Raw genomic sequence first — 15352 nt, forward strand, 5'->3', positions numbered from 1 at the left:
AGACGCCTTGCTATTTACTTTTCATCAGACAATCTGTGTGAGCACTACAAAGGCAGGTTCTTTAAGGTAAGGAGGTGATCCAACCGCAGGTTCCCCTACGGTTACCTTGTTACGACTTCACCCCAGTCATGAATCACAAAGTGGTAAGCGCCCTCCCGAAGGTTAAGCTACCTACTTCTTTTGCAACCCACTCCCATGGTGTGACGGGCGGTGTGTACAAGGCCCGGGAACGTATTCACCGTGGCATTCTGATCCACGATTACTAGCGATTCCGACTTCATGGAGTCGAGTTGCAGACTCCAATCCGGACTACGACGCACTTTATGAGGTCCGCTTGCTCTCGCGAGGTCGCTTCTCTTTGTATGCGCCATTGTAGCACGTGTGTAGCCCTACTCGTAAGGGCCATGATGACTTGACGTCATCCCCACCTTCCTCCAGTTTATCACTGGCAGTCTCCTTTGAGTTCCCGGCCGGACCGCTGGCAACAAAGGATAAGGGTTGCGCTCGTTGCGGGACTTAACCCAACATTTCACAACACGAGCTGACGACAGCCATGCAGCACCTGTCTCAGAGTTCCCGAAGGCACCAAAGCATCTCTGCTAAGTTCTCTGGATGTCAAGAGTAGGTAAGGTTCTTCGCGTTGCATCGAATTAAACCACATGCTCCACCGCTTGTGCGGGCCCCCGTCAATTCATTTGAGTTTTAACCTTGCGGCCGTACTCCCCAGGCGGTCGACTTAACGCGTTAGCTCCGGAAGCCACGCCTCAAGGGCACAACCTCCAAGTCGACATCGTTTACGGCGTGGACTACCAGGGTATCTAATCCTGTTTGCTCCCCACGCTTTCGCACCTGAGCGTCAGTCTTTGTCCAGGGGGCCGCCTTCGCCACCGGTATTCCTCCAGATCTCTACGCATTTCACCGCTACACCTGGAATTCTACCCCCCTCTACAAGACTCTAGCCTGCCAGTTTCGAATGCAGTTCCCAGGTTGAGCCCGGGGATTTCACATCCGACTTGACAGACCGCCTGCGTGCGCTTTACGCCCAGTAATTCCGATTAACGCTTGCACCCTCCGTATTACCGCGGCTGCTGGCACGGAGTTAGCCGGTGCTTCTTCTGCGGGTAACGTCAATCGACAGGGTTATTAACCCTGTCGCCTTCCTCCCCGCTGAAAGTACTTTACAACCCGAAGGCCTTCTTCATACACGCGGCATGGCTGCATCAGGCTTGCGCCCATTGTGCAATATTCCCCACTGCTGCCTCCCGTAGGAGTCTGGACCGTGTCTCAGTTCCAGTGTGGCTGGTCATCCTCTCAGACCAGCTAGGGATCGTCGCCTAGGTGAGCCGTTACCCCACCTACTAGCTAATCCCATCTGGGCACATCCGATGGCAAGAGGCCCGAAGGTCCCCCTCTTTGGTCTTGCGACGTTATGCGGTATTAGCTACCGTTTCCAGTAGTTATCCCCCTCCATCAGGCAGTTTCCCAGACATTACTCACCCGTCCGCCACTCGTCAGCGAAGCAGCAAGCTGCTTCCTGTTACCGTTCGACTTGCATGTGTTAGGCCTGCCGCCAGCGTTCAATCTGAGCCATGATCAAACTCTTCAATTTAAGTTTGATGCTCAATGAATTAAACTTCGTAATGAATTACGTGTTCACTCGTTGAGACTTGGTATTCATTTAGTGTCCGAGGACATTAAGAATCCATGTCACTTTGAGTGCCCACACAGATTGTCTGATAAATTGTTAAAGAGCAGTGCCGCTACGTTTTCGCTGCGGCGCGGGGTGTGCATATTACGCTTTCCCGCTTCAGAGTCAAGCGTTTATTTTGCTTTTCTCTGCTGACCCGGCGGCTTGCGTGCCGTTGTTCCGTGTCAGTGGAGGCGCATTATAGGGAGTTCTTCTGAGGCTGCAAGTGCAAAGTGAAAATTATTTACTGACTGCTCACTTTCCAGGCAAAACACATCTCAGACCTTAATTCTTGCCTGGTTTTTAAACAAAAACGAGCCGCAAGCGGCCCGTTTTTGCGTTTTGTGACTTACTGCACTGCCACAATTCGGTCTTCGTTGGCTTCCAGACGGATAACTTTGCCCGGAACCAGCTCCCCGGAAAGGATTTGCTGCGCCAGCGGGTTTTCGATCTGCTGCTGGATTGCACGTTTTAACGGACGCGCGCCATAAACAGGATCGTAACCATTCTCGCTCAGCAGTTTCAGCGCATCATCCGAGATGTGGATTTCATACCCACGCTCTTCCAGACGCTTGTACAGACGCTGCAACTGGATCTGCGCAATCGACGCAATGTGTTTCTCACCCAGCGGATGGAACACGACTACTTCATCAATACGGTTGATGAACTCCGGACGGAAGTTTTGGCTGACCACACCCAGCACCAGATCTTTCATATGGCTGTAATCCAGCTCACCGAAGCGTTCCTGAATCAAATCGGAACCCAGGTTCGAGGTCATGATCACCACCGTGTTACGGAAGTCGACCGTTCTCCCCTGCCCGTCCGTCAGGCGTCCATCATCCAGCACCTGCAACAGGATGTTAAACACATCAGGGTGTGCCTTTTCCACTTCATCCAGCAGGATGACGGAATAAGGACGACGACGAACCGCTTCCGTCAGGTAACCGCCCTCTTCATAACCGACATATCCCGGAGGCGCACCGACCAGACGCGAGACAGAGTGTTTCTCCATAAACTCGGACATATCGATACGCACCATCGCGTCATCGCTGTCGAACATAAAGTTAGCCAGCGCTTTACACAGCTCGGTTTTACCGACACCGGTTGGCCCCAGGAACAGGAACGAGCCGATGGGACGATTCGGATCGGACAGCCCCGCACGGCTACGACGAATGGCGTTAGATACCGCTTCGACCGCTTCGTTCTGGCCAATGACGCGCTGATGCAGATCCTGCTCCATACGCAGCAGTTTTTCGCGTTCACTTTCCATCATGCGAGCTACAGGAATCCCCGTCCAGCGCGCCAGCACTTCGGCAATCTCGGCGTCCGTCACTTTATTACGCAACAGACGCATGGTTTTGCCTTCCGACTGCGTGGCGATCTCAAGCTGTTTTTCCAGCTCAGGGATCTTGCCGTACTGTAGCTCGGACATCCGCGCCAGGTCCCCTACGCGACGCGCCTGCTCAATGGCAATTTTCGCCTGCTCCAGCTCCGCCTTGATTGTCTGGGTGCCAGAGAGGGAGGCTTTCTCAGCTTTCCACTCTTCTTCCAGCTCAGAATACTGACGCTCTTTCTCATCCAGCTCTTCGTTGAGCATATCGAGGCGTTTCTTACTCGCTTCATCAGACTCTTTGTTCAATGCCTGCTGTTCCAGCTTGAGCTGAATAATGCGGCGATCGAGTCGGTCCAGCTCTTCCGGTTTCGAGTCAATCTGCATACGGATGCTGGACGCCGCTTCATCGATAAGGTCGATGGCTTTATCCGGCAACTGACGGTCGGCAATGTAACGATGCGAAAGCGTCGCCGCCGCAACGATGGCCGGGTCAGTGATCTGCACATGATGGTGCAGCTCATAACGCTCTTTCAGACCACGCAAAATCGCGATGGTATCTTCAACGCTTGGTTCTGCGACAAACACCTTCTGGAAGCGTCGCTCCAGCGCGGCATCTTTTTCAATGTACTGACGATACTCGTCCAGCGTAGTGGCACCGACGCAGTGAAGTTCACCACGTGCCAGCGCAGGTTTCAGCATGTTCCCTGCATCCATTGCGCCGTCAGCTTTACCTGCCCCCACCATAGTGTGCAGTTCGTCAATAAACAGGATGACGTTGCCTTCCTGTTTCGCCAGATCATTCAGCACGCCTTTCAGACGCTCTTCAAATTCACCGCGGTATTTCGCCCCGGCCACCAGCGCGCCCATATCCAGCGCCAGTACGCGACGGCCTTTCAGCCCTTCGGGCACTTCGCCATTAACGATACGCTGCGCCAGCCCTTCAACGATGGCGGTTTTACCGACGCCAGGCTCACCAATCAGCACCGGGTTGTTTTTGGTACGGCGTTGCAGTACCTGAATAGTCCGGCGAATTTCTTCGTCGCGACCGATTACCGGGTCAAGTTTGCCCTGCTCGGCACGTTCGGTCAGATCGACCGTAAATTTTTTCAAAGCCTGACGTTGGTCTTCGGCTCCCTGGTCGTTCACGCTTTCACCTCCGCGCATTTTCTCAATCGCCTGGGTCACATTAGCGGTGGTTGCACCGGCGGATTTCAGCAGGTCGGTTAAGGTACCGCGTGATTCAAGCGCCGCCAGAACAAACAGCTCTGACGAAATAAAGTTGTCCCCACGTTTTTGCGCCAGCTTGTCGCAAAGGTTCAGTACACGCACCAGATCCTGTGACGGCTGTACGTCGCCACCAGTACCTTCTACCTGCGGTAAACGACTCAGCGCCTGATCGATGGCGGTGCGTAACTGGCCAGCATTAATGCCAGCGGACGTTAACAAAGGACGTACCGATCCCCCTTCCTGAGTCAGCAAGGCGCTCATTAAATGAAGAGGTTCGATAAATTGGTTGTCGTGCCCCAGTGCGAGGGACTGGGCATCGGCGAGAGCAAGCTGGAATTTATTAGTAAGACGATCCAGACGCATAACTCCTCCCATAACAGGTCAAATTTGCTACTGGAGATTAAATGAGGTCATCCCTCAATTATTCAAGGTTAATAACCTGAATTATGTGAAAAGAAAACGGCGCGTACCGGATCGTCTTGATTCTTTAGGTTATATCAGCCAAATGAAACTTGCCATACGGCCTGTCGTCTTGTCACGGCGATAGGAGAAAAAATCACCCTTTTCGGTGAATGTACAGCGATCGCCGCCGAAGATCTGGGTCACGCCGACATTAATAAGGCGCTGGCGGGCAAGCTGATAAATATCGGCCAGATATTTATCGCCGGATGCCACAAACGCATTAACCGCCTGAGGATCTTTTTCCATAAAAGCTTGCCGAACCTCAGGCCCCACTTCAAATGCCTGCGGGCCAATCGCCGGGCCAAGCCAGGCGATGAGATTTGCAGAATCGTCCTGGAAGCAGGCAACGGTCTCTTCAAGTACGCCTTCACACAGGCCACGCCAGCCCGCATGCGCTGCTGCAATCTCCGTACCGGCACGGTTACAAAACAACACCGGCAGGCAATCAGCGGTCATCACCGCGCAAACCGTTCCCGGCGTATTGCTGTACGAAGCATCGGCGCGTTTAGACGCATAGGGCTCACCCGTAAGCTTCAGCACCGCTTTACCGTGCACCTGCTCAAGCCAGACCGGTTTTGAAGGAAGGTTTCCCGCAGCAAAGAGGCGTTTACGGTTCTCTTCGACGTGCTCCAGGTTATCGCCACAGTGCGCACCGAGGTTCAAAGACGCCCACGCACCCTGGCTCACGCCACCGATACGGGTCGAGCTACAGGCGGCCACGCCTTCAGGCAGCGGCCACTCCGGGACAATCAGTTTGGTCATAACCAGTCCACGTGATCCTTATGTTCTTCGAAATCTGCGCGCATCGCGTCGATAAGTTCCACCATATCCTGTGGGATAGGCGCATGCCATTCCATCTGAATTCCGGTGATTGGGTGGTAAAGACGTAGCATCGTCGCATGCAGCGCCTGGCGATCGAATTTACGCAGCACGGAGATGAATTCATCCGATGCGCCCTTTGGTGGACGCGGACGACCACCGTAAACAGGGTCACCCACCAGCGGATGGGTAATATGCGCCATGTGCACGCGGATCTGGTGAGTACGCCCGGTTTCCAGACGCAGACGCAGGCGCGTATGAATACGGAAATGTTCCATGATGCGGTAATGGGTTACCGCCGGTTTACCCATCGGGTGTACGGACATATGCGTACGCTTGGTTGGATGACGACTAATCGGCTCTTCCACCGTGCCGCCAGAGGTCATATGACCAATCGCCACCGCTTCATACTCACGGGTGATTTCGCGCAGCTGCAAAGATTCCACCAGTCGAGTCTGGGCGGGGATCGTCTTCGCCACCACCATCAGACCCGTGGTGTCTTTATCCAGACGGTGAACGATACCGGCACGCGGTACGTCAGCTATCGGCGGGTAATAATGAAGGAGTGCGTTAAGTACCGTACCGTCAGGATTACCCGCGCCCGGATGGACGACAAAGTCACGCGGTTTGTTGATGACCAGAATATCGTCATCTTCGTAGACGATATCCAGCGGGATATCCTGCGGCTCGAAGCGGACTTCCTCTTCGATTTCAGCATTGATGGCGACAGCTTCCCCACCAAACACTTTCTCTTTTGGTTTGTCCCAGATCTTGCCGTTTACCAGCACGCGCTGGTCAAGGATCCATTCTTTTATACGTGAACGCGAATAATCAGGGAACAATTCGGCCAAAGCCTGATCTAAGCGTTGACCGAGCTGATTTTCGGAGACTGTTGCGGTGAGTTCTACTCGTTGTGCCATAAACTGCTTCTTCGTTTAACGTTGGGTTTTACGGCTTTGCCGTTTAATATAGTGTGCTATTGTAGCTGGTCTTAATCGGGAGCAGGAACTGAGTTTCTCCCGGACAAACATTTGAGGAAAGTCAAAACGTCATGACGCGCATGAAATATCTGGTGGCAGCGGCCACGTTGAGCCTGGCTTTGGTGGGCTGCTCCGGTTCGAATGAACAGGTCCCTGACAATCCGCCGAATGAAATCTATGCGACTGCACAACAAAAGTTGCAGGACGGTAACTGGAAACAGGCGATAACGCAACTGGAAGCGTTGGATAATCGCTATCCGTTTGGTCCGTATTCACAGCAGGTACAGTTAGATCTGATCTACGCCTACTATAAAAATGCCGATCTGCCGCTGGCTCAGGCAACGATCGATCGTTTCATGCGTCTGAACCCTACCCATCCTAACATCGATTACGTGATGTACATGCGCGGCCTGACTAACATGGCGCTGGATGACAGTGCATTGCAGGGCTTCTTCGGGGTGGATCGTTCTGACCGTGACCCGCAACATGCGCGTGATGCTTTCAATGACTTCTCAAAACTGGTGCGTAGCTACCCGAACAGCCAGTACATTACCGATGCCACTAAGCGTCTGGTGTTCCTGAAAGATCGTCTGGCGAAATACGAGTACTCCGTTGCGGAATACTACACCCGCCGTGGCGCATGGGTTGCCGTGGTTAACCGTGTAGAAGGCATGCTGCGTGATTATCCGGATACCCAGGCCACGCGTGATGGCCTGAAGCTGATGGAGAATGCGTATCGCCAGATGCAGATGACGGCTCAGGCTGACAAAGTGGCGAAAATCATCGCCGCGAACAGCAGCAACACCTGATACCGCTACAACGCATAACGGCAGCCCGCAGGCTGCCGTTTTTTTATTCTTTCAGACTTACGCTGAAGCGGTTTAGCTTCAACACATCCAGTCAACTATGACCGCAATTGCTGGCTTCGACAAGGTAAATCTCACCTCTTCCTGCCCTGCCTCACAAAAAAGATTCCCTGACAAAAACCGACAAAATAACGTGATCTAAATCACACATTTTGACATTAGGTCGGGTATGCTGGAATCACCAAGACGGAAAGACAAGAGGTAAAATTTATGACAATGAACATTACCAGTAAACAAATGGAAATTACTCCGGCAATCCGCCAGCACGTCGCAGACCGTCTCGCCAAACTGGATAAATGGCAAACACATTTGATTAATCCACATATCATCCTGTCCAAGGAGCCGCAGGGTTTCGTCGCTGATGCAACTATCAATACTCCAAACGGCCATCTGGTCGCCAGCGCTAAACACGAGGATATGTACACCGCAATTAACGATTTGATCAACAAGCTGGAACGGCAGCTCAATAAAGTGCAACACAAAGGTGAAGCCCGTCGCGCCACAACATCGGTGAAAGACGCCAGCTTCGCGGAAGAAGTTGAAGAAGAGTAATCCTTTAAATTGAGTGTACCGACAACGCGCCTTCGGGCGCGTTTTTTATTGACAGGATCAAAACAGTACAGGTACTTTAACCCTATCAATTTCAGGATGACCTAATGAAACAGACGCCGTTTTTCTTCGCATTCTTTTTTACCTTCCCCTGACCGGGAGGCGTTTCGTCGTGTGATAAAGAATGCGAAGACGAACAACAAGGCCTCCCACACCGGGAGGCCTTTTTTATTGATAACGATAAAATGAGACAGACAACACTATGACACCGGAAAACCCGCTCCTGGATTTACGCGTAAAAATCAGTGCACTCGACGAAAAGTTACTGGCCCTGCTGGCAGAACGCCGCGCGCTCGCCATTGAAGTTGGCAAAGCCAAGCTGGATTCTCATCGGCCGGTGCGCGATATCGATCGCGAGCGTGATTTACTGGAACGGTTGATACAGCTCGGCAAAGCGCATCATCTTGATGCCCACTACATCACCCGCCTGTTCCAGCTCATCATTGAAGATTCCGTTCTGACGCAACAGGCCCTGCTCCAGCAGCATCTGAACAAAACCAACCCGCACTCTGCTCGGATCGCTTTCCTCGGCCCGAAAGGTTCTTATTCTCACCTGGCGGCTCGCCAGTACGCAGCCCGTCATTTCGAAGAGTTCATTGAGAGCGGTTGTGCAAAATTTGCAGACATCTTCAACCAGGTCGAAACCGGCCAGGCAGATTACGCCGTGGTGCCTATTGAGAACACCAGTTCCGGCGCCATCAACGATGTTTACGATCTGCTCCAGCACACCAGCCTGTCGCTGGTCGGTGAGCTGACTATTCCTATCGATCACTGCGTGCTGGTCTCTGGCTCAACCGATCTGAGTCAGATTGAAACGGTGTACAGCCACCCGCAGCCGTTCCAGCAGTGCAGCCAGTTCCTGAACCGTTATCCGCACTGGAAAATTGAGTACACCGAAAGCACCTCGGCGGCGATGGAAAAAGTGGCGCAGGCAAACTCTCCTGCCGTCGCGGCACTCGGTAGCGAAGCGGGCGGCGCGCTGTATGGCTTACAGGTGCTGGAACGCAATCTGGCCAACCAGACGCAAAATATCACCCGTTTCGTGGTTCTTGCCCGCAAGGCCATCAACGTGTCGGACCAGGTCCCGGCGAAAACCACCCTGCTGATGGCGACCGGCCAGCAGGCGGGTGCGCTGGTTGAAGCGCTGCTGGTGCTGCGTAATCACAACCTGATCATGACGAAGCTGGAATCCCGCCCAATACATGGCAACCCGTGGGAAGAGATGTTCTATCTCGACGTTCAGGCCAACCTGGAGTCTGCATCCATGCAGAAAGCCCTGCGCGAACTGGGCGAGATCACACGCTCCATGAAAGTACTGGGCTGCTATCCGAGCGAAAACGTGGTCCCGGTCGATCCGGCTTAATGTTCGATAAAGCGGCTTTTCTTCATCCCTGCCACATTTACAGGCAGGGTGAAGATGGCACCGGAAAGCGGGTATTTCGCCAGCTCCTCCGCCTCCATATTTTCCCGCGTGGTGGTGATAAACAGCGTTTTCATATCGTCGCCGCCAAAGCAGACCATTGTCGGGCAGCGTACCGGCAGCCGGTATTCTTCCAGCTGTTCGCCTTGCGGTGAAAACCGTGCGATACGCCAGCCGTCAAACAGTGCGCTCCAGTAGCAGCCTTCCTCATCCATTGCCGCTCCGTCGGGTATACCCTCTCCCTCGCTAAAACGGCGAAACTCTTCGCGCTTACCGGGTTCCCCCTGCTTATCAAGCGGCGTACGGTAGATCACACCGTTCGGCGTATCAGAAGTAAACATCCACCGTTTGTCAGGGCTAAACGCTAAACCGTTATGCCCCTGAATATCGCACTGGATCACTTTCGGTGTCAGGTCGTTGTCGATACGCATCAACATGGCGCCGTTATAATCTCCCGGCCCCCAGAACGTGCCCGCATAAAACCGTCCCTGATGGTCGGTGCCTCCATCGTTAAAGCGTGCAAGCTGCGGGTTGGACGGGTTATCGCAAACCTTACGCTGGAGCAGGCCGTGTTTATCGGTCAGCCAGATGGCGTTTCGCATCGCGACGATAAATCCGCCGCGTTCACGCAGGGCAAAACACCCAACTTCTTCATGGAATGAGAGCACCGAGTGTTCCGCGGTGGGCAGATGGTACCGATGAATCTCCCCTTCCAGAATATCCGCCCAGTAGAGCGCCTTTTCTTCAGCACTCCACGTCGGGCATTCGGGCAGATGCCCGGTATAGTTCAACAGCAGTTGCGGTTCAGCCATGACTGTTCCCCAAAATGAAAAAAGCCAGCATTGCTGTTTTAATTTTAGACGCAAAAGGCTGAAACAAAAGGATTTGTTTCTGACGATGTCCACACGTCGTCCACGCATCGAAAAAGCCCTGCCATGTGCAGGGCTTTCTTTTGGTCACATCCAGTGGATTTGTTGCTGGCCTGATTGCGTCGGGTGCGGCGGCGCTGGTACTACTTCACCCGGCGAAACGATAAAGCTCTCGACCGTCTCAGTGGTGATGAACGTGCAACTGCAAATGATGTTTGAGCACTGATGATACAGCTCCTTGCCTGTGCGGCGCGCATGGCCTGCGCCTTTGAGCCGCACCAGCGCTGTCACTGGCTGGCAAAAACTGGAATAAAAAATGAATGCAAACTCATCCACTGATGCATGCACATCTAAAATTGCGAATCAACTCGTCCAATTAATGATTTCGTCCAGCCCGGAAAGTATTGCAGGAAAATAACTTTCATCCATTCCAAGACTATCACTGACTACGACGCTTTCAGCAGGATTTTCCGGCCTTAGCGTTAATGTTAAAAGCACCCCACGCCCTGTTGATGATGGTGAAAACACAAGATTTAACTGATTTTCTGTGCTATCAAAAATCACCTCACGAGCCTTCGTGCCATCAACTAAACTTCTATGTAACTCCCTGAGTTTAGCTTTAAGAGCATTAAGCTCTCCGACATTAAAGGATGCCTGATATTGTGTTTTAAGCTCGGGTAGTTCGTACTCCACATAGGTATGTATCCAGTCATACTCTGGTATGTCAGGGGTATTATCACGCCCAAAGGGGGAAATCCGTAAAATTTTCCTGTCGCTAATTATCTCAATCATATTCCCCCCATCACTTGTATAAAAAATGAGTTATTGTCCAGTCTTTCTCACGCACCAATACTTCTATCATATATTTTTTATAATAATAGGTTCCTTTTTTCGCCCGATTCTCAACAAGTTTATATATCTCAGATTCGTAACGAAAAAGACCTTGAGCCTTTTGAGGATCTGGCGTTCTTTTGCCGTAGCGAATAACTTTTTCCTGAAGTTGCAAGGGCACATATCGCGCGGGATTAAGCATATGTTTAGCAGGAGTTGCGGTCATTTTAAGGGTTCGTGCAGATAACCCCATTTTCAGCTGACCACGTAAGAGACTGATAGTAGCCTCACTGAGCCTCACAGTTACAGCGGTTTTAACTCCACTCTCCAGTAACGCTTTACCAGCCCGAAAAAGACGAAATGCACCCAAGGCAATTAATACGATGTCTGTTGGGTCAGTCAGGGGGGCTTCTAGTGGCGCTTCTTCCAGCCTGACAAACATGCCGTCGGTATCATAAATCTGCCATAAACCGGGAGCCTGAGAGACTGAATAGCCAATACACATCCCGGTTTCGTCATCAACAATGGGTTTTGAATTCAGTGGAGGATTGCGGGGGCGAAATTCGAAGTATTCACCGGCTGGTAATGTTGACTGGAAGGTGTAGAAACGTCCTGGCTCGTCCGTAATTAATCCAACGCTCATTGTCCTAATTTCCTTTTGGGCTAACCTTTGGGGTCATCATAATGGACGTTTTTACTTCAATCTACTTTCCTGACTCTGATTTTATCGACTTAGAGGCTAACGCCTCGCCGCGCTCGTTGTTCAACACCACCGGCGCTGAAAGCAAATTTCAGCACCGGCGGTGCTGGCATTATTCGCGTATGGCTCATTTTAACCACCCATTTTTTTAGCATCATCAACAAGCTCGTCTGAATATTGCCAGGCTCCGTTATCAGCCACGAAGCCCCAGCCGAAACACCGTTAGTCATTTCATATCCAACAGCCAGCCCTGGCGGGTATAAAATTTCGTGATTAATTCTGAAAACCAGCCCCTTCTCGCTTAGTTCTTTCCAGTTCATGATTGTCATACCGCAGTCGGCGTCATCCAGCATCAACTGGAAACTCAACATTACATAATTTGCTACCCACTCAGTTAAATCGATAACATTCGTTACCCTCACTGACACGCGTTTTCGGTATACCCTCTTTCTTGTATCAGGCATGTTCACGAAGCTGATTCAACTTTAAGAGTTTGCTGGGGTGCACCCCGTTCATGGTTTGCCACCATTGGCAGAGGCTAACCCTGAAATGGCTTTCCTTAACAAAGCAGAAAGTGCGCTGCTGCTTAAGTCATTTACAGGTGAGGATCTGCTGGTTGCCCTGCTGGGGATTAGTACCGGCGGGCGGTGGTCAGAGCTGGCAACACTCAAACCGGCACAAATAGTAAACGGGCGCGTGACATTCCTGAAAATCAAAAACGCAAAAAAGCGCACTGTACCGATTTCTTCTGAGCTTGAATCGCTGATAAAGAAGAATACCAGCGGGAATCTGTTCAACATCGATTACGTGAGTTTTTGCAAAGTGCTGAAGATGGTTAAACCTGATATTCCTGCAAATCAGGCAACGCATATTTTGCGTCATACCTTCGCAAGTCATTTCATGGTGAACGGGGGTAACATCATTTCATTACAGCAAATACTGGGTAATGCAAACATCCAGCAGACGATGACTTATGCGCATTTGTCACCGGAGTACCTGCAAAATGCCGTGGCATTGAATCCGCTTTCAGGAGGGATATCGCTGTAGGTTCTGCTCCCCCCGGAGTGTCCACATTGCGTCCACACTTCGGGGTATTAGAAACGGTTCCAGATGGTTACAGCTTTTTTAAATTACTGTTTTTATTAGTGATAATTTAAATGGTTGATAAACCACATCCACCCATTATATGAAAAAAGCCAGCATTGCTGGCTTTCAGTATATACATCATCAGATTACTGGCGACTGTCATTTGCCTGGCGCAACAGCGTGCGGCTTTCACTCTGGAATCGCGTGGCGTAATCACCGAACCAGTGCTCCACTTTACGGAAACTGTCGATAAACGCTTGTTTATCGCCGTGTTCCAGCAAGGTGATCGCTTCGCCAAAACGCTGATAGTAGCGCTTGATCAGCGCCAGGTTATTTTCAGACGACATGATGATGTCGGCGTAAAGCTGTGGATCCTGGGCAAACAGTCGCCCGACCATCGCCAGCTCCAGACGATAAATTGGCGAGGAAAGCGCCAGCAATTGTTCAAGCTGAACGTTCTCTTCCGCCAGGTGCAGACCATAGGCGAAGGTTGCAAAGTGGCGCAGCGCCTGAATAAACGCCATGTTCTGATCGTGCTCAACCGCACTGATACGGTGCAAACGTGCCCCCCAGACCTGAATCTGTTCCAGGAACCACTGATACGCTTCCGGCTGACGACCGTCGCAGTAAACCACTACCTGCTTCGCCAGGCTGCCGCTGTCCGGGCCAAACATCGGGTGTAACCCAAGCACGGGCCCGGTGTGCGCCGCCAGCATTGCCTGTAGAGGGCCATTTTTAACGGACGCCAGATCCACCAGAATGCAATCTTCCGGCAGCGGAGGAAGTTTCGCGATAATCTGCTCCGTCACATGAATCGGTACGCTGACGATAACCATTCCGGCATCCTTCATGAGTTCCGGCGCATGCGGCCAGTCCTCTTTTTCCAGGATGCGCACCTGATAGCCAGAAAGCGTCAGCATTTTTTCAAACAGACGCCCCATCTGGCCGCCGCCACCGACAATCACCACCGGACGCAGCGACGGACAGAGAGTTTTGAAGCCCTTGTCGTTTTCGCTTGAATAGGATTCCCGCATCACACGACGCAGGACATCTTCAATTAAGTCCGGTGAAACGCCCAGCGCCTGTGCCTCTTTACGGCGGGAGGCGAGCATAGAGGCCTCACGCTCCGGAACGTAAATTGGCAGGCCGTATTTGCTTTTAACTTCGCCGACCTCAGCAACCAGTGCCATGCGGCGCGCCAGCAGGTCCAGCAACGCCTTATCCACTTCATCAATTTGATCGCGTAATGCGGTCAATTCAGCAACCATAACTATCCTCTTATGCCAGACGCGTCGCCAGCTGGCCGTTCAAATCTTTGTGGATCTCACGCAGTAGCGCATCAGTGGTTTCCCAGCTGATGCAAGCATCCGTGACGGAGACGCCGGGCTTCATCGCGCTACGCGGCTGTTCCGATGACTGATTGCCTTCATGAATATTACTTTCAATCATCAGGCCGATAATTGAACGGTTACCATCTTTAATCTGTGCAATCACAGATTCTGCAACCGCAGGCTGGCGACGGTAATCTTTATTCGAATTACCATGACTGCAATCTACCATCAGCGCCGGACGCAGTCCCGCCTGTTCCATCTCTTTTTCACACTGCGCGACATCCGCCGGGCTGTAGTTTGGCGCTTTACCACCGCGCAGGATCACATGCCCGTCCGGATTGCCCTGCGTTTGCAGCAGGCATACCTGGCCCGCCTGGTTGATCCCGACAAAACGATGGGGCATAGCGGCGGCGCGCATGGCGTTAATCGCCGTGGCCAGGCTGCCGTCGGTACCGTTTTTAAAACCAACCGGCATAGACAGGCCAGACGCCATCTCGCGGTGGGTTTGTGACTCGGTGGTGCGCGCCCCAATCGCAGACCAGCTAAACAGATCGCCGAGGTACTGCGGGCTGTTCGGATCCAGCGCTTCGGTTGCCAGCGGCAGCCCCATGCTGACCAGCTCCACCAGCAGGCGACGCGCAATCTTCAGGCCCGCTTCCACATCAAACGAGCCATCCATGTGCGGATCGTTGATCAATCCTTTCCAGCCAACCGTAGTACGTGGCTTTTCAAAATAGACGCGCATCACCAGATAGAGGCTATCGCTGACCTCCTCCGCTAATGCTTTAAATCGACGAGCGTACTCAATGGCGGTTTCAGGATCGTGAATGGAGCAAGGACCACATACCACCAGCAGGCGCGGATCGCGGCCTGCGATAATGTCAGAAATGGTCTGGCGAGAGTGCTCAATCTGAGCTTCCTGCGCGACGCTCAGCGGGAATTCCGCCTTCAGTTGATCCGGGGTGATTAACACCTGTTCGTCAGTGATATGTACGTTGTTCAGCGCGTCTTTTTGCATGATTGCGATCCTGTAAAACTCGTTTGCGATAGTGGTTTTCCTCGAAGAGGTGACACAACGATAACACATCAAGTAAAGATTTCAATCCAAAATACGTACAGATTATTTTACAGC

The 15352-nt window shown here is 52.2% G+C and carries 14 protein-coding genes, 1 rRNA gene, 1 pseudogene and 1 other annotated feature; of the genes and pseudogenes, 5 read left to right on the forward strand and 11 right to left on the reverse strand.

What is annotated here, in order from left to right; genetic code table 11:
* Positions 1–67: 67 nt before the first annotated feature.
* The 4 genes from L3069_RS17025 to rluD form a co-directional block, all read right to left on the reverse strand.
* Positions 68–1609, reverse strand: a 16S ribosomal RNA gene (locus L3069_RS17025).
* 427 nt (positions 1610–2036) lie between these two features.
* On the reverse strand, positions 2037–4610 hold the full coding sequence (gene clpB, locus L3069_RS17030) for an ATP-dependent chaperone ClpB (protein WP_038416533.1): 2574 nt from the start codon (positions 4608–4610) through the stop codon (positions 2037–2039).
* Positions 4611–4739: 129 nt separating this feature from the next.
* A complete protein-coding gene (gene yfiH, locus L3069_RS17035; protein WP_038416534.1) occupies positions 4740–5471 on the reverse strand; it encodes a purine nucleoside phosphorylase YfiH in 732 nt (243 codons plus the stop codon).
* Positions 5468–6448, reverse strand: coding sequence for a 23S rRNA pseudouridine(1911/1915/1917) synthase RluD (gene rluD, locus L3069_RS17040; RefSeq protein WP_022649057.1), 981 nt, complete (start codon positions 6446–6448; stop codon positions 5468–5470). Before rluD ends, yfiH begins: the two co-directional genes overlap by 4 nt.
* Positions 6449–6579: 131 nt before the next feature.
* On the opposite strand from rluD, the gene bamD reads away from it, so the two are divergent.
* The 4 genes from bamD to pheA all read left to right on the forward strand — a co-directional run bounded on the left by bamD (position 6580) and on the right by pheA (position 9346).
* Positions 6580–7317: an outer membrane protein assembly factor BamD gene (gene bamD, locus L3069_RS17045; protein ID WP_003863164.1), complete on the forward strand. Its 738-nt coding sequence runs from the start codon at positions 6580–6582 to the stop codon at positions 7315–7317.
* 267 nt (positions 7318–7584) lie between these two features.
* Positions 7585–7926, forward strand: a complete 342-nt coding sequence (gene raiA, locus L3069_RS17050; RefSeq protein ID WP_006811628.1) for a ribosome-associated translation inhibitor RaiA — start codon at positions 7585–7587, stop codon at positions 7924–7926.
* Positions 7927–8029: 103 nt separating this feature from the next.
* Positions 8030–8155, forward strand: a sequence feature (Phe leader region).
* Positions 8031–8078, forward strand: coding sequence for a pheA operon leader peptide PheL (gene pheL / locus L3069_RS17055; protein WP_100229775.1), 48 nt, complete (start codon positions 8031–8033; stop codon positions 8076–8078). (Overlaps the previous feature by 48 nt.)
* Before the next feature lie 30 nt (positions 8156–8185).
* Positions 8186–9346 carry a bifunctional chorismate mutase/prephenate dehydratase gene (gene pheA, locus L3069_RS17060; protein WP_023306733.1) on the forward strand — a complete coding sequence of 387 codons (1161 nt, stop codon included), beginning with the start codon at positions 8186–8188 and terminating at the stop codon, positions 9344–9346.
* Here pheA and L3069_RS17065 read toward each other — a convergent pair.
* From L3069_RS17065 to L3069_RS17085, 5 genes are all read right to left on the reverse strand, one after another.
* Positions 9343–10215 carry an SMP-30/gluconolactonase/LRE family protein gene (locus tag L3069_RS17065; protein ID WP_023306734.1) on the reverse strand — a complete coding sequence of 291 codons (873 nt, stop codon included), beginning with the start codon at positions 10213–10215 and terminating at the stop codon, positions 9343–9345. The two genes, pheA and L3069_RS17065, sit on opposite strands and share 4 nt — an antisense overlap.
* 144 nt (positions 10216–10359) lie before the next feature.
* Positions 10360–10563: an ogr/Delta-like zinc finger family protein gene (locus L3069_RS17070; RefSeq protein ID WP_071881511.1), complete on the reverse strand. Its 204-nt coding sequence runs from the start codon at positions 10561–10563 to the stop codon at positions 10360–10362.
* A 72-nt stretch (positions 10564–10635) separates the two neighbouring features.
* Positions 10636–11064, reverse strand: a complete 429-nt coding sequence (locus L3069_RS17075; protein ID WP_023298399.1) for a hypothetical protein — start codon at positions 11062–11064, stop codon at positions 10636–10638.
* A gap of 10 nt (positions 11065–11074) precedes the next feature.
* Complete coding sequence (locus L3069_RS17080; protein ID WP_038416536.1) at positions 11075–11746, reverse strand: hypothetical protein; 672 nt, start codon at positions 11744–11746, stop codon at positions 11075–11077.
* Between the two features lie 89 nt (positions 11747–11835).
* Entirely contained in the window at positions 11836–12123 is a 288-nt protein-coding gene (locus L3069_RS17085; protein WP_227022509.1) for a hypothetical protein, read from the reverse strand.
* A 124-nt stretch (positions 12124–12247) separates the two neighbouring features.
* Here L3069_RS17085 and L3069_RS17090 point away from each other — a divergent pair.
* A pseudogene (locus L3069_RS17090) lies at positions 12248–12850 on the forward strand (tyrosine-type recombinase/integrase); the annotation flags it as partial.
* Positions 12851–13035: 185 nt separating this feature from the next.
* On the opposite strand, the gene tyrA reads toward L3069_RS17090, so the two are convergent.
* Positions 13036–14157: a bifunctional chorismate mutase/prephenate dehydrogenase gene (gene tyrA / locus L3069_RS17095; RefSeq protein ID WP_022649060.1), complete on the reverse strand. Its 1122-nt coding sequence runs from the start codon at positions 14155–14157 to the stop codon at positions 13036–13038.
* A 10-nt stretch (positions 14158–14167) separates the two neighbouring features.
* Entirely contained in the window at positions 14168–15238 is a 1071-nt protein-coding gene (aroF, locus tag L3069_RS17100; RefSeq protein WP_006811632.1) for a 3-deoxy-7-phosphoheptulonate synthase AroF, read from the reverse strand.
* Positions 15239–15352: the final 114 nt, after the last annotated feature.

It is taken from the genome of Enterobacter cloacae complex sp. ECL411 (assembly GCF_021869665.1).
Taxonomy (GTDB): domain Bacteria; phylum Pseudomonadota; class Gammaproteobacteria; order Enterobacterales; family Enterobacteriaceae; genus Enterobacter; species Enterobacter intestinihominis.

Bases quoted from the DNA above. Each gene is read 5' to 3' on its own strand.
- L3069_RS17075 (WP_023298399.1), bottom strand. From the start codon at position 11,064: ATGATTGAGATAATTAGCGACAGGAAAATTTTACGGATTTCCCCCTTT.
- tyrA (WP_022649060.1), bottom strand. From the start codon at position 14,157: ATGGTTGCTGAATTGACCGCATTACGCGATCAAATTGATGAAGTGGAT.
- bamD (WP_003863164.1), top strand. From the start codon at position 6,580: ATGACGCGCATGAAATATCTGGTGGCAGCGGCCACGTTGAGCCTGGCT.
- L3069_RS17080 (WP_038416536.1), bottom strand. From the start codon at position 11,746: ATGAGCGTTGGATTAATTACGGACGAGCCAGGACGTTTCTACACCTTC.
- L3069_RS17065 (WP_023306734.1), bottom strand. From the start codon at position 10,215: ATGGCTGAACCGCAACTGCTGTTGAACTATACCGGGCATCTGCCCGAA.
- rluD (WP_022649057.1), bottom strand. From the start codon at position 6,448: ATGGCACAACGAGTAGAACTCACCGCAACAGTCTCCGAAAATCAGCTC.
- clpB (WP_038416533.1), bottom strand. From the start codon at position 4,610: ATGCGTCTGGATCGTCTTACTAATAAATTCCAGCTTGCTCTCGCCGAT.
- yfiH (WP_038416534.1), bottom strand. From the start codon at position 5,471: ATGACCAAACTGATTGTCCCGGAGTGGCCGCTGCCTGAAGGCGTGGCC.
- pheA (WP_023306733.1), top strand. From the start codon at position 8,186: ATGACACCGGAAAACCCGCTCCTGGATTTACGCGTAAAAATCAGTGCA.
- raiA (WP_006811628.1), top strand. From the start codon at position 7,585: ATGACAATGAACATTACCAGTAAACAAATGGAAATTACTCCGGCAATC.
- L3069_RS17085 (WP_227022509.1), bottom strand. From the start codon at position 12,123: ATGAACTGGAAAGAACTAAGCGAGAAGGGGCTGGTTTTCAGAATTAAT.
- aroF (WP_006811632.1), bottom strand. From the start codon at position 15,238: ATGCAAAAAGACGCGCTGAACAACGTACATATCACTGACGAACAGGTG.